General features: G+C 56.3%; 9 protein-coding genes. 5 read left to right on the top strand and 4 right to left on the bottom strand.

Translation table 11 applies throughout. The features are described 5' to 3' along the window. Positions 1–54 precede the first annotated feature (54 nt). The gene (locus tag OSO_RS47420; protein ID WP_010582221.1) at positions 55–3,576 is read left to right on the top strand and encodes a PSD1 and planctomycete cytochrome C domain-containing protein; all 3,522 of its coding nucleotides are present in this window, start codon (positions 55–57) and stop codon (positions 3,574–3,576) included. 77 nt (positions 3,577–3,653) lie between these two features. Then, positions 3,654–5,102: a DUF1501 domain-containing protein gene (locus OSO_RS0103915; protein WP_237729254.1), complete on the top strand. Its 1,449-nt coding sequence runs from the start codon at positions 3,654–3,656 to the stop codon at positions 5,100–5,102. Here OSO_RS0103915 and OSO_RS42045 read toward each other — a convergent pair. Both OSO_RS42045 and OSO_RS0103905 read right to left on the bottom strand, forming a co-directional pair. After that, on the bottom strand, positions 5,099–5,824 hold the full coding sequence (locus tag OSO_RS42045; protein ID WP_010582219.1) for a phosphoribosylanthranilate isomerase: 726 nt from the start codon (positions 5,822–5,824) through the stop codon (positions 5,099–5,101). The genes OSO_RS0103915 and OSO_RS42045 overlap by 4 nt on opposite strands. Before the next feature lie 140 nt (positions 5,825–5,964). After that, positions 5,965–7,470 (bottom strand): amino acid permease, encoded by a 1,506-nt coding sequence (locus tag OSO_RS0103905; protein WP_010582218.1) that lies wholly within the window; start codon positions 7,468–7,470, stop codon positions 5,965–5,967. A 378-nt stretch (positions 7,471–7,848) separates the two neighbouring features. On the opposite strand from OSO_RS0103905, the gene OSO_RS0103895 reads away from it, so the two are divergent. From OSO_RS0103895 to OSO_RS0103875, 3 genes are all read left to right on the top strand, one after another. Beyond that, on the top strand, positions 7,849–10,275 hold the full coding sequence (locus OSO_RS0103895; protein ID WP_010582217.1) for a glutamine amidotransferase: 2,427 nt from the start codon (positions 7,849–7,851) through the stop codon (positions 10,273–10,275). Next, a complete protein-coding gene (locus OSO_RS0103890) occupies positions 10,272–11,294 on the top strand; it encodes a hypothetical protein (RefSeq protein WP_010582216.1) in 1,023 nt (340 codons plus the stop codon). The genes OSO_RS0103895 and OSO_RS0103890 overlap by 4 nt, the downstream gene beginning before the upstream one ends. Before the next feature lie 452 nt (positions 11,295–11,746). Beyond that, entirely contained in the window at positions 11,747–12,817 is a 1,071-nt protein-coding gene (locus OSO_RS0103875) for an FHA domain-containing protein (RefSeq protein WP_010582215.1), read from the top strand. Between the two features lie 205 nt (positions 12,818–13,022). Here the strand turns inward: OSO_RS0103875 and OSO_RS42040 are convergent, their stop codons facing one another. Both OSO_RS42040 and OSO_RS0103865 read right to left on the bottom strand, forming a co-directional pair. Then, complete coding sequence (locus tag OSO_RS42040; RefSeq protein ID WP_157605016.1) at positions 13,023–14,057, bottom strand: alpha/beta hydrolase family protein; 1,035 nt, start codon at positions 14,055–14,057, stop codon at positions 13,023–13,025. Between the two features lie 125 nt (positions 14,058–14,182). After that, the gene (locus OSO_RS0103865; RefSeq protein ID WP_010582213.1) at positions 14,183–14,854 is read right to left on the bottom strand and encodes a TlpA family protein disulfide reductase; all 672 of its coding nucleotides are present in this window, start codon (positions 14,852–14,854) and stop codon (positions 14,183–14,185) included. Positions 14,855–14,927 lie beyond the last annotated feature (73 nt).

Raw genomic sequence — 14,927 nt, 5'->3', positions numbered from 1 at the left:
AGTCGGTCCAATGGGGCGGCACACTTCCGTTTTGACTATCGAGGGACGTGCCTGATGCGAATCGATTTTCGAACCTTGTTATACGGGTGGCTGTTGGTTGCGTCGTCCCTGACAGTGGCAAACGATGACGTCGAGTTCTTCGAAAAGAAGATTCGGCCCGCGCTGATCACGTATTGTTACGAGTGTCATTCCACAGATTCGAAAGCACCCGGCGGCGAACTGCTGCTCGATACGCGAGCGGGTGTCTTGTCAGGCGGTGACAGTGGTCCGGCACTTCACGTCGGCCAGCCGGACAACAGTCTGCTGATCAAGGCGATTCGTTACACCGATGACTCGGTTAAGATGCCGCCGAAGGGAAAACTGCCTGAGGCGGTGATCGCCGACCTGGAAGAGTGGGTCAAACGCGGAGCCCCTGATCCCCGAACAGAAAGCTCGAAGAAGAAGTCCGCATTGCCCTGGCATGAGGTGATGCGGGAACGGAGCGACTGGTGGAGTTTGAAACCGATTGCGACGGTCGGTATTCCCTCCACACTTGTCGGTTCGTCTTCCGAACAGCCTGTTGATCGATTTGTGCGATCCAAGCAAACCGAACGAGGATTGACTCCCGCCGAGCCAACCGATCCGACGACACTTGCACGTCGCTTGAGCCTCGTTCTGACGGGCCTGCCGCCAACCGCGGATCAGGTGGAAGCATTTACCACTGATTGCCAGGCGGAGCAATCGCGTGACAGATTGCCGAGCGCTGCCGTCGAACGATACGTCGATTCGCTGTTACAGTCTCCTCATTTTGGTGAGCAATGGGCGCGGCACTGGATGGATGTGGTGCGGTTCTGTGAAACCCACGGGAATGAATGGAACTACGAAGTCCATCATGCGTGGCGGTATCGCGACTATTTAATTCGTGCCTTCAATCAAGACGTTCCGTATGACCAATTTGTTCGCGAGCACATTGCCGGTGACCTGCTGCCCCATCCCCGAATGAACGCGGCGGAACAGTTCAATGAATCTGTCATCGGGACCGGGTTCTATCGATTTGGCGAAGTCAATCACGACGATTGCATATCGCTGCGATCGATTGGCTACGACCTGGCTGACAATCAAATCGATACGCTGACCAAGGCGTTCCAAGCGACGACGGTCGCCTGTGCTCGTTGCCACAATCACAAACTGGATGCCATTTCCGCCGAAGACTATTACGCCATGCTGGCGGTGATGCGAAGTTCGCGGAATGTCAGCCATTGCATTGATGCTCCGCAGGTCAACGCGGAACCCAAGCGACGCTTGCGCGAGTTGAAGTCGGAGCTGAGGCAAGAACTTGTTGGCCTGTGGCGGCGTGATGCGACGCAACTGACGCAATATCTGCACGCGGCGCGAGCGGTTCGTACGAATTCCGCCGACGCAGACGTCTTGAAGGCGGGGCTTGATCCAGCACGGCTTGAGAAATGGATTGCCACGCTGGCGAATGACAAACTCACCGTCGACGATCCATTCGATCTCTGGCGACGACTTTGTGAATCCGAAACACCCGGGGTCGCGACCGCACCCGCTGATGCCTTGGCGGTGTCAAGTTCCTATCCGCAAGTCTGGGAGGCGGCGTTCCAACAGTTCACTCAGGAAGAGTCAGAGCGTGCCGAGTCCAACCGAAGTCGCTTTACAAACTACGCTGATTTTCGCGAGAGCGGCCTGTCGGGATGGCTCAATGGAGGTATGGCATCATTGGATGCGCCCACCGCGAATGGCGAATTCGTGGTGCAACCCGCAGGCGACGAACTGGTTCAAGCGATCTTGCCTGCGGGTCGCTTCACGCATGTGCTGTCGGCGAAGTTGAATGGAACGCTTCGATCGCAGGTCCTTGCGAAAGGGAAAAAGTACATCAGCTTTGAAGTACTGGGGCAGCGTAGTAGCGCGGTCCGATTGGTCTCAAACAATTGCCAATTGAACTACGCGAACTATCGAGCGTTGACCTCCGCCGGATTGCAATGGATCACGTTCACGATTCCAGACGATCGCGAAATTCTGCAAACTTATGCCGAACTGATGACGATGTTCGACAATCCGAAATTCCCCGATCAGTTGTCGCCGCTCGGGGGTGACCGCGAGAACTACAAGTTGCCGTGGGACAAGGCCGCCGAGAATCCACGCTCGTACTTTGGGGTGACTCGAGTCGTCTTGCACGATGAACCCGGAGCGCCGCGGGCCGAGTTGTCTCACCTGCGTTCCATCTATCTTTCGGACTCGACAAACGTCGCCACTACGGACCAGACGGTGCCGTCTGTAAAGGTTTGCCCCACGCCGACGGAGGTCGAAAATCGCTACGTCGCACGAATCACTTCGGCCATCGAGGCCTGGGCGGCAGATCGTGCAAATGAAGGCGACGTGCGCTGGCTGGATGCCATGGTCCGCTATCAATTGCTAAGCAATCGCGTGGAACAGTCACCGCGCTGTGCCGCACTTGTTCAAGAATATCGCGACGTCGACGCGCAATTGTCGCTTCCCCGGGTTGTCGTGGGGCTTGGCGATGGAGGCCCAGGAATCGAACAACCCGTCTTTCTGCGCGGTGACTATGCGCGAGCGGGCGACATGGTGCCGCGTCGGTATCTTGAAGTGATGGCGATGGTGCGTCCCGAAGGAAGTGCCATCGGTTCAACGGTCGATATCGCGAGACGCAGTAAACTGGATGTGTTCACCTCGCACGGAAGCGGTCGGCTCGAGTTGGCCGAGCAGATCATTCGGCCCGATAATCCTCTGACGGCCCGCGTGATGGTGAATCGCATCTGGCATCATCTGTTCGGGACCGGTTTGGTCAGGACCGTCGACGACTTTGGTCATGTGGGAGAGCAGCCGTCGCATCCGGAATTGCTGGATCACATTGCGCGGCAATTCGTGGCCGATGGGTGGTCGGTCAAAAAGATGATTCGGATGCTGGTGCTGACGCGGACGTTCCAGTTGTCCAATCGGCCCTCAGAAGCCTCACGCGAGATCGATCCGCAAAACCGACTCTTGCAGCACTATCCCGCGCGCCGGATGGAGGCCGAATCAGTCCGTGATTCGATCCTTGCCGCGTCGGGGCGATTGGATCGCACCCTGTATGGCCCCAGCATTCAGCCGTACCGCGAGAAAGAGTATGCGGATCGACGATTGTTTCCTGGTCCGCTGGATGGAAATGGGCGGCGCAGCATCTACATTAAAAATAATTTGATGGAAGCACCGAAATTCCTTGCTGCATTCAATTTTCCAGGCGGGAAGGTGACCCAGGGGCGGAGGGACGTCACGAACGTGCCTGCACAGGCATTGGCGCTGCTGAATGATCCGTTTGTCCTTCAACAAGCCGACGTGTGGTCGCAGCGGGTGCTCAGCCATTCACGGGATTCGGTGCCGACTCGATTAACCAGTATGTTCCAATCTGCTGTAAACCGGTCCCCCACCGCCGAAGAGCAGGCACGCTTTGGACAGTCGATTCAGGAACTCGCTACGCTGTATCAGATCCCCCGTGAAAACCTGATGACAAGTTCGGTGCTGTGGAAGGATGTGGCACACGCGCTGATCAATATGAGTGAGCTGATTTATATTCCGTAAGTTGATTCCAGGATGCAGTCTGCCGACTGCAAAGATGTTCCTTCACACGCAGTGACTCGAGTCAAAGTGAACTTCAGATGACCCAATCCGCGCGCAACTCGAATTGTGGATGTCCCGGTCAAATGCCATGGCCGATGTCGCGGCGCGAGATGCTGGCGTCGACGGCGAATGGGTTTGGCCTGTTGGCATTTCAGGGGCTGTTTGGTCGCTCTAATGTTGCCGCCACCGCGACAGCGATTCGTGATTTTCCTGCGCCGCATTTTCCACCCAAGGTGAAGAATGTCATTTTCTGTTTCATGGATGGCGGAGTGTCGCACGTTGACTCGTTCGATCCCAAACCGAAATTGACCGAACTGGATGGGGCGCCGTTCACGGAATCAAAGAATCCGACGGCCAACGGAAATCGAAAATGGCTGGGTAGCCCGTGGGCATTTCGCCAGCATGGTGAAAGTGGCATGCCGGTTAGCAGCCTGTTTCCACATATCGCCCGGTGTGCGGACGATATCGCGGTGATTCGTTCGATGAAGGCCGATTTGCCGATTCACTCGACAGGGGTTTTGTTTTTGCATACCGGCTCGAACAATGCTGGACGGCCAAGCCTGGGATCATGGGTGAACTATGGTCTGGGTTGTGAGAGCGAAAACCTTCCTGGATTTGTCGTGCTCAGTTTTGGCGTCGTTCCGTGTGGAGGTCTGGAAACCTTTTCCAACGGGTTTCTTCCGGCCAGTCATCAAGCCACGTTGCTTCAGGCCGACGGATCACCGATCGACAATATTCAGCCGGCCGATGCCGATGCACGCATCCAGCGCGCCAAGTTGGCGCTACTCAGGGGCCAGAACGAATCGTTTTCTCGCGGCTTGGGTGGTGCCGATTCGGTCGAATCGGCAATCAAAAATCACGAGATGGCGTTTCGCATGCAGACCCTGGTTCCAGATGTGCTCGACCTGGCTCGTGAAACCGAACAGACGCAGGCGCTCTATGGAATCGATTCGAAAGTTCCCTCGCAACGGCTGTATGGCATTCAGTGTCTTCGTGCGCGGCGATTGGTCGAATCGGGCGTGCGTTTTGTCGAGATCACCTGTCCTCCTGGGGCTTCGAATGGGACCTGGGACCAGCATGGGAATTTGAAGGGGGGGCATGAGAAGAACGCGCTGGATACTGATCAGGCGATTGCCGGGCTGATTACCGACCTCAAGCAGCGTGGCTTGTTTGACGAGACGCTGATCGTTTGGGCTGGCGAATTCGGCAGAACTCCGCATTCCGCCGGACGTGATGGACGCGATCATCATCCTGAAGGATTCACGGTCTGGCTGGCGGGGGGCGGTGTGAAGGGGGGATCAATTTATGGTGCGACAGACGAGCTTGGCATGCATGCGGTCGAGAACATTTGCACGATGCACGATCTGCATGCGACCATCTTGCATCTGCTGGGGCTCGACCATGAACGGCTGACGTTTCGCTTCAGCGGGCGTGACTTCCGCTTGACGGATGTTCACGGTCACGCAGTGCACGAGATTTTGAGTTAGCCAGACTGTCGCGCTTCGTCTGCTGGAGCCGAATTCGCCTCAATTGGTTGCGGTTTTAAGGCCCGTTCCGCGGAACGAGCTTTTTCGATGAAGGCGTGCACCAGATCCAGATTCTTGACACCCGGTGCCGATTCGACGCCACTTGCGACGTCGACGCCCCAGGGACGCGAGACCGAGATCGCTTCCGCAATATTGTCTGGCTTCAATCCACCGGCCAGGATGAGCGGCGGCCAGACGGTTGTCTGATAGTCGGTGGCCAGTCGTCCCCAGGGGACCGTTTTTCCTGAACCCCCATACATGCCACCAACGTGAGCATCGATCAGGCATGCCGCCAAACGGCCGTTCCAATTGCGACACTCGTCGAGGTACAGTTTCAGGCTTTTCAGGCGATCCTTGTTCATTCTCCAGGCACGAATGAACCGCAAATGCGGCAGGCGGCGCTGCAGATCTGCCAGATAAGCCGGGGGTTCGTCACCGTGCAACTGGATCAGATCGAGCTGACATCGAGACGCGATGATTTCGACTTCACGGATCGGATGATTGACGAACACGCCCACGCGCGACACATCTCTGGAAATCGATTTTGAAATGGCTTCTGCAATGTCGATGGAAACAACGCGTGGCGAGCTGGCGTAGAAGTTGAGACCGATTGCATCGACCTTCAGTTCTGCAAGCTGTCGTGCCGTTTCGAGATCTCGAACTCCACAAACCTTGATCCACATTACCGCTGTCCTTCGCGACGAGACATCGCACATTTCATCATTCAATATTACGAGGCGTTTCCAGTCGGTATTTCGGCAGGAATCGCCAGGAGCATCACAATTCAGCCCAAATCATCTCGCCTGTTTGCTGTCCGGAATTCTCATGATTTGGCGGACATTGATGCGTTGTGTGCGCGTAACACGCTGTGATGTCGGCCGTATCCGAAGTAAATGGCGAGTCCCAATCCCATCCAGATCACCAATCGCAGCCAGTTCGCCGCGGGAAGCGAAAACATCAGTAACAGGCAGGCAGAGATTCCCAAGATCGGAATCAGGGGAACGAGTGGGCAGCGGAAAGGGCGGGCCGCATCGGGATCTGTGTAACGCATGATTATCACTGCGGCGCAGACGATCACGAAGGCGAAAAGCGTTCCAATGTTCGCCAGATGCAGCAGGGCATCAATTGGCATAAATCCTGCCAGAATTGCGACAAAAATGCCTACGGCAATCGTACTTTTCCAAGGTGTCCTGAATCGTGGATGCACATCCGCAAAAAACGAGCTGGGAACCAGACCATCGCGTGCCATGGCCAGAAACACACGTGGCGCACTGAGCATCAGTACTAGCAGGACGGACGTGATTCCGGCGACGCCTGCTGTCGCGATGATGACTTCAGCCCACGGCAAACCGGCATGATGAAAGGCCGACGAAACACCCGCGTCTTTATCAATGGTGTCGTATTTGACCATTCCCGTGAGGACGGCTGCCACGCCGATGTAGAGCACCGTACAGATCAGCAGCGAAGCAATAATGGCGATGGGTACATCGCGACGCGGGTTTTTCGATTCTTCCGCATGTGTCGAAACCGAGTCGAATCCGATGTAGGCAAAAAAGATGATTGCGGCACCGGCGAGCATGCCGACCGGCTCTCCGGCTTCGTTCGTATTTCCTGCGACGTGCAATCCAAAAATATTGATTCCCGTCCAGCCGTAGGGGGCAAACGGAGTCCAGTTTTCCGGGTGGACGTAGAATGATCCGACAAGGATGACGAACACCACGGCGCCGACCTTGATAAAGACCATCAAGGCATTGATCCAGGCACTTTCCGAGATCCCCTTCACCAGAATCGCCGTGATGATCGCGACGATCAGGACGGCAGGCAGGTTGATCAGCGAGCCAGTGGCGTGATAGTGCTCATTTTCAAAAACATAGATGGACTTGCTGACGATCGCGGGGAAATGGAGACCGAGTTTGGCAATCACCTTCTGGAAGTAGCCCGACCAGCCATTCGCGACCGTCGCAGCACCAACGGCATATTCCAGCACGAGATCCCAGCCGATGATCCAGGCAAACAGCTCACCCATTGTGATGTAGGCATAGGTGTAGGCGCTGCCGGCGACAGGCGCCATTGAGGCAAATTCCGCGTAACACAGTGCCGCGAAGATGCAGGTGATTCCCACGACGAGATACGACACCATCAGTGCGGGGCCCGCGGTTTCGCTGGCCGCCTTGCCAGTGGCAACGAAGATCCCGGCTCCGATGACCGCGCCGATTCCCAGTGCGGTCAGGTTGACGGGTCCGAGCGCTCGTTTCAGTCGGTCGTCACCTTTCATTTCTTCCAAGAGTTCGCCAAGGTTCTTGCGGGCAAACAACTGTTTCCAATCCATCTCGATTCCTTCGGTGGGACGCATCTCGCCAGTGGGTCAAATCTCAGGGGCTCAAGGCGCGAGCACCGACTGGAATCGCGGAGCGTGGCGATGCCGAAATACGGTGCGAACGAGCGTCGCGAGAGGGCGGTCAATACCTCTTTCGCGATTTCCGTTATGGACACGCCACGTTAACCGTTCTGCCGATCGGAATAGAAGCGTACCTGATCAATTTCGTCGTGTTCTTTGGGACGATTATCGAAATTTCGTCGGCCTGACATCGGTTTATTCGGCGGGAATGAGGGCAGGAGTTTCATCCGCGGCGATCGCCGGATATGCTCGCAGTATGGATCATGTCTCTGAGCGTGCTGAGCACGTTGTGCGAAGGGTATCGAGACCGTGTGGGATAAGCTCATTTTCGGCAGTCAGTCATTTCTCGCGTGGGCGGTGACGCTGTTCGTGTGTGGGCTGGTGCTGGTCGTCTGGCGGTACCGACGTTCGCGAACCGATTGGCTGATTGGTTGGTTGGCACCCGCGCTGAAAGTGTGCGGCCTGCTTCTCTTGTCATTTTGCCTGCTCGACCCGCTTTGGAGTGGTCAACGGGCGCGGCCCGGGGCGAATCTATTCTTAATTCTGGCGGATGATAGCCAGAGCATGACCATGAAAGATCCTGGCGCCTCGGCCTCCCGAGGTGAGCTTTACAAGCATGAACTGACGGCAGAAGAAAGCGGTTGGCAGGTTCGGCTGGCTCAAGATTTTGATTTGCGGAAGTACACGTTTGATTCACGTCTGCAGAACGCGGTCGACTATTCGGCACTCCGTTATCAGGGGACTCAATCCAACCTGATCGGCGTGTTGAATGGTCTCAAGGAACGCTTCCGCGACCGGCCGGTTGCTGGTGTGCTGTTGTTCAGCGATGGCAACGCCACCGATGCGAGTCGAACGGAGTTTCAGCCCGACGGGTTGCCACCCGTCTATCCCGTCGTGTTGCATCGAAACCTTGGCGAAAAGCGACCGGCCGATCTGTCGATCTCGCATCTGGCCGTAACGACCACGTCCTTTGAAGATGCTCCAGTCACAATTCAGGCAGATGTGACCCAGTCGGCATTGCCGCAGGCTAGAGTGACCGCGCAGGTGCTGGACGAGTCTGGCAAAGTCGTGAAGGAAGAGACTCAGGCGTTCTCGAACGACCGTGGTCCGATCCCATTCCGCTTTCAGATTCGGCCGACAAAACCGGGCGTTTCGTTCTATGAAGTGCGTGTCCGTACGCAAGACGAAGCGACGAGAGCCGACTCTGCGGGTCAAGACGCAGGGGCTCCGTCAAATGTGCTTGATTCCACGGAAGGGGCAGCCGATCCGTCATCTGTTGAAGCCACACTGGCCAATAATCGCCGGCGGCTGGCCATCGATCGTGGAACGTCAAAGTATCGAATTCTGTATCTGATGGGGCGTCCCAATTGGGAATATAAGTTCCTGCGACGCGCGGTCGAAAGCGACGAGCAGATCCAGTTGACGGCCGTGATCCGAATCGCCAAGAAAGAACCGAAGTTTGATTGGCGTCAAAGCCGAGGCGGAGAAGTGAGCAATCCGCTGTTTCGAGGTTTCGATGGCAAGACGGAAGAGACGGAACGTTACGACCAACCCGTATTAGTGCGATTGAATACGAAGACTCCCGATGAACTGCGTGATGGATTTCCGAAACTTCCGGACGAGCTGTTCGAGTTCCATGCGGTCATTATTGATGACTTGGAGGCGGAGTTCTTCTCGCCGGATCAATTGGCCCTGCTCGAGCGGTTTGTGTCCGAGCGTGGCGGCGGTCTACTGATGCTGGGCGGCACCGAATCGTTTCGGCAGGGGGGATATGAGCGGACTCCAATTGGCCGGATGCTTCCGCTGTATCTTGACGGGGCCATATCTTCGGTGGCGTCGCCAACGTACCGATGGAACTTGACACGGGACGGCTGGCTGCAACCGTGGGCTCGCCTACGTTCCACCGAAACCGAAGAGCAGCAACGACTGGCCGAGATGCCAAATTTTTTGGCCGTAAATCGGCTCGGGCAACTGAAGCCGGGGGCGACCGTCGTGGCCGAAGTTGTGACGCCGACGGACGAGAAACTGCCCGCATTGGCGGTTCAAACTTTTGGTCGCGGTCGCTGTGCGGTCGCTCCTATTGCGGATTTCTGGCGGTGGCAGCTCGATCGAACCGATGCACAGCGGGCAAAAGATGATCTGGGAAAAGCGTGGCGGCAGACGTTGCGCTGGCTGATTGCCGATGTTCCTGGCCGGATCGAGATTCGTACGGAGCCGAAAGACGAGTTCGGTCAACCGCTCATGAGAATCGAAGCGCGTGTCCGATCGAAAGACTATCTGCCGCAAGACAACGCAGCCCTCACGGTCAGCCTGAAACTGCCAGATGGGACGATTGTTTCGCAACCCGCTGAACCCTCGTTGCGTGAAGCGGGGCTGTATGAATCGACATTCGCGGCCCGCCACGCCGGGGGCTATCGTGCGACAGTGGAAGTTGTCGATCGCGATGGCCAGGTGCTGGGACGCGAAGAATCGGGGTGGGTTTCGGACCCGGCGGCGGATGAATTCCGTCAGATTGTTCCCAACTTGAGCTTTCTAGAGCAGGTCGCCAGGCAAACCTCGGGTGATGTGATTGCGCTCAACGATCTGGATGAGTTTGTTAGGACGCTGCCCAATCGGCGAGCTCCGTTGACGGAAGTGTTCACCACACCGATCTGGCACCAGCCCTGGATGTTGATTTTGATTGTCGGCTGCCTTTGCTCGGAATGGGCGCTTCGACGATGGAAAGGGCTGCCATGAGTGTCGTCACGTTTTCCGCCCGTCGCGTCACGTCGGCCGTTTCGCTGTTGATGACGCTCGTGATCGTTTCGTCGTCCGGAGGGGTGTGTCGGGGCGAATCACCGTCAACGGAGGGGAAACTGTCTCTAATCGTCGTCGTCGGTGCATCCGGTATACCGCAATATGAAATCTCGTTCTATCAATGGGCGGAACGCTGGGAGTCGGCCGCCAAAGAGGCCGGTGTCGCGGTGACAGTGATTGGAAAGCATCGCGGCGAGTTTACGATTGAGGGGACGGACTATGATCGGCTGCGGACGGCTCTGAAGGACGCCGAGAGTGAAACGCAACGCGAACTGTGGATCGTGTTGATTGGACATGGAACGTTTGATAAACGCGTTGCCAAGTTCAATCTGCGGGGACCTGATGTCTCGGCGAACGAATTGGCGCAGTGGCTGCAGCCCATTCGGCGTCCGACCGCGATCATCAATTGTGCCTCGGCAAGCGGACCATTTATTTCCCTCTTGTCGGGACCTGGTCGTGTCGTTGTGACGGCAACGAAGGCCGGGTCAGAGATCAATTTCACGCGATTCGGTGATTATCTCTCGCAGGCGATCGGAAATCCGAATGCCGACTTGGACAAAGATCACCAGACATCCCTCTGGGAGGCGTTCCTGACGGCCTCACGCAAGACGGCCGAGTATTACGATACGGATGGGCGCGTCGCGACAGAGCATGCATTGCTGGATGACAATGGCGATCGCCAGGGGGTGCGTGCCGACCAGTTTCGTGGTCTGACGCCGGTTTCGAAACCGGCCGACGGCCACCCGCTGGATGGGCGAAACGCCAATCAATGGCATTTGGTTCCGAATCTCACCGACGCGACAATCCCGTTCGAAGCTCGCAAGAAACGCGATGAACTCGAGCTGGCGATCGAGGATTTAAGCGACCGCAAGGACGCACTTCCACCGGATCGCTACTGGAAGGAACTCGAGCGACTTCTGATTGCGCTCGCCGAGTGGAACGAACAGTTCGAGCGATAACAGTTCCGGACGGGCGTTGGTCCGAACGGGAATGCTTAAGCGAATGGGCTTGAGACAATTCCACGGAATCTCGCGATTCTCTGGCGGGACGCCATTCGAAATCAACGATTTCGCGCACTTCGTCTTTTTGTTCAGTACAAATTCGCTATTTTTTCCGAAAATACTGTAGCTTTTGGCTTCGTGATTGTCTATGAATCTCACAAGAAAGACAATTCGTCAGTAGATGGATTCAGCGCGAGATTGGGCCACGATCCGAATTCTTCTTGCAAAACGAATGTGATTCGCCGGATTCTTCGATCTCATTTTGTGGATTGGGTTGTTTAAAAATTCAGGCATTTTGATCGAATCGTCAGTTAGCAATTCGCATTTTTTAAGTCGTCACTCTTTATTTCCGTGACGCGAATGGAAGACGAACATCTCATCTTCGGTTCTTGTCGAGGTCCTTGTATCAAATGCCCATCAAACTTTTCTTCGCGGGCCGACCGCCCATTGAACTTCGGAATGAGCAAATTACGCTCGGATCCGGTCCAGCCTGTACCGTCAATCTTCCCGCCAGCGATCATGTTCGATCCAACCATGTGGTGATTCGATTGATTGATGGGCGATGGATTATGGAGGTTCGGGAAGCCGAATCGTTCTTCGTGAGCGGAGCGGGCCAGAAGAAAGCGCACTGGTTGAGTTCTGGCAATGTAATCCGTCTTTCGGATGACGGACCTGTGGTCAAAGTTGAACTCGTCGAAGAGTCATTGGTGGTTGTTGACGAGGCGTCCGTTCGACGAAGTCAACGCAAGGCCGTCAAGTCCGACGTGGCGCTGCTGGACGAAGTGAGGCCGCTTGTCAAACCTTCGGATGTCATTTTGCTGCCCGACAGCGACGCCGAGATTCCGTCGGTCGATGTTGCGCCACTACGACTTGCCGATGAGGCGCCTCGGTCATCGTCTTCGCGGATCGACATTCCCAAGCAGGCCGTTCCGCTAACGGATTCGGCCGATGTGTTGCCGCCACCAACGGTCACAATTCGGGCATCAAAAGCGCCGACGTCAACGACGATTCCCATCCTCGACGCACCGTCATCCGGGACGATTCGAACCTCGCGATCGAAGTCTGGGGAAGTTCCGGTGGGTAAAGGGAGCATGAAGTCGAGCAAAACGGATGCGAATCTTCCGGCCCGAGGTGCCAGGCGATCTGGAAGCAGCGCACAGATTCCCGTGACTGATCCCAATGAGCCTGCCGCCGGGGTACCCGTGCTGAAGCGGCTTTCGTCGTGGGAAGCGCCCGTGGCGAAGGGGGATGACGATGATGACATGTTATCCCTTGGCGAACCCATCGGCCGACGTCGCAAAGGTCACGATGCCGATGTCGAATGGATCAAAATGGTCGTCATTCGTTGTGCCGCAGTTGGGCTCGTCGTATTGCTGGCATGGCTCAGCATCCGTGAAATCTGGAAGGCGATGGCCCCTGCCCCCACACCTTTGGTGCCGACCGTTTCGACGCCACTGTCACAGGCGTCCACCCGCGTCTGAAGCTCGTTTGGCTCTGTATGGGCGATCGGGTGCGGCTGACTTGGCTCCATTATCATCGTCCGTTTGCCCGCGTGAGGCAGATCGAGCGTTGTCACGACCCGTGGTTGCTCGCGGACCATTTGTTTGCAGGGTGGTGTGCGTTCGACGCGTAACGAGCACTGGCGTCTGCGCAAGATGATCCGCAATTCGAAAGGCAATTCGCGGATTACTTTGCGGTCGTACGTGTTTCGAGTTCCAGTCGAATCTTTTTCGCGATTTCGATCACAACGATTGGGACATAGATAATCCCACTGTAGTGATCGGCTGGAAGCATCATTTGATGGTCGGCATCCAATCCCGCCGCCTTGCGAAGTGCCTCGGCGTGTTCGGGTGGAACGACCTGATCGCGATCGGCTGTGTAGAGCCATGTTGTTGCGCGATCGTATCGGTGCGCCAGATGCAGCGGTTCGATCGGGGCGAGCAGGTCACGCAATTTCTCGCCCGTGTATCCGCCTTGGGCCAGCATTTCACGCATCTTTCCCGCTTCTCGCTGGCCGTTCGTGATTAATTCGTACAGATTGCCTCCGGAAACCATGATGTGGACTGTTGAAAAGCCACGGTCAAGTCCCGCGGCGGTCGCGGTAACAAAACCGCCCATGCTGGTTCCCTGGATGCTGATCGAGCGACTGTCGACATGGGGCAATACAGCCACGGCATCACGGGCCCGGCGGGCGTCGGCGATTCCTTGTTTCATGACTTCGCTGACGAGTTCAAGTTGTGGGACGAATTCTTTCGGGCGGCGCAATCCGTATGTTGGCATGTGAATCATGAATGCGTGCAGACCCTGCGCGTGGAGTGCTCGGGCAATCAGTCGCCCGACTTCCATTCGCGGGCCTGATTCGTGAACGACGATCACAGCCGGGGCGTCGATGACCTGATCGGATGCGTTCCTGGCGGCATACCACTCCATCGCCACAAGATCATTGATTGCGTGGCCGGTGGAATGGGGTGACGGGAAGCGGACAATCGCTGGATCAAATGGGGTTTGGCTCGGCTCGAACGTGACTTCAAAACTGGCGGGCTTCCACGCCAGTTCTGCGAGACTTTTTGTCGCTGCCTCGTTCACGTCTTTGGCGGGCGCCAGACTATCGCTTGCCTGAAACGACTGCTTCTCGGTCTTTTCAACCGCCCAGACCGCATTCGTGCTAAGAGTCCAGGCCAGGACGGTACACGCCAGACTCATCCAGTTTCGAATCGCCATGCGCGCTTCCCTGTGTGAGATTCGATGTGCTTTCGGAATGCGGAACTCAACTGAAGTGCCAGCATTCGACGTCAGCCCAGCGTGACTTGCAGGTGCCTCGACTCGAACTGCCATTCCGGACTGTTTCAACGAGTCTTACCCGGCGATTGGATCAATTGTTTCACGAATGGAATGACGTTTGTCGCATACGACGCGCCTTCGCTTTGGTCTTCCGCGCCTTCGAATCGTTTTGCCAGCACGCCTTCGCGGTCAAACACATAAACGGCCGGAATGGAATTCAGTTGTATCTCGTCGAACAATTCGTCGGCCGCCTTGGAGCACATTCGATGCAGAATTTTGCTTTCAGGTTGTGAGCCCAAAAAATTCAGGACTCGTTCTCGGTAGTACGAGACCGGTTTATTCTTGATTCCGGCAAAGTCGAGATCAAACGAGATGGCCTGAACGTCGTCTGGAAGCGTCGCCTGAAGTTCCACGAGATGCGGGAATTCCTTCATGCACGGTTCACAGGCAGTGGACCAGAGGTCCACGACCACAATCTTGCCTTTTTGCTCGGCGATCAGTGCTTGAAGTTCGGTCCAATTTGCTTCGAGCAATTCGATGGGTTTCAGTGCGACAGCTTTCGGTTTCTCATCGTCTGTTCCGTCGGTCTTGGCGTCAGATGGAGCGGTCGTGGTGGCACTGATGCTGTCCGAGACGGGGCGTTCAGGGCGTGACGCGACTCGTTCCGCGCAGCCGATCAGCAACACCGACAGCAAACCAAGCTGGCACATGAACAGAACTCGGTACGTGGGCAACATCTTCTCCTCAAAAGCGATGCGAACTCCCGTTGTGAACGTCAGCCATACGAACGCTACGTTGAGAGCCAAGTGA

It is taken from the genome of Schlesneria paludicola DSM 18645 (assembly GCF_000255655.1).
GTDB classification, from domain to species: domain Bacteria; phylum Planctomycetota; class Planctomycetia; order Planctomycetales; family Planctomycetaceae; genus Schlesneria; species Schlesneria paludicola.
Note: the sequence above shows the minus strand (reverse complement) of the source record. Positions and strands in the feature narration are given on the sequence as shown.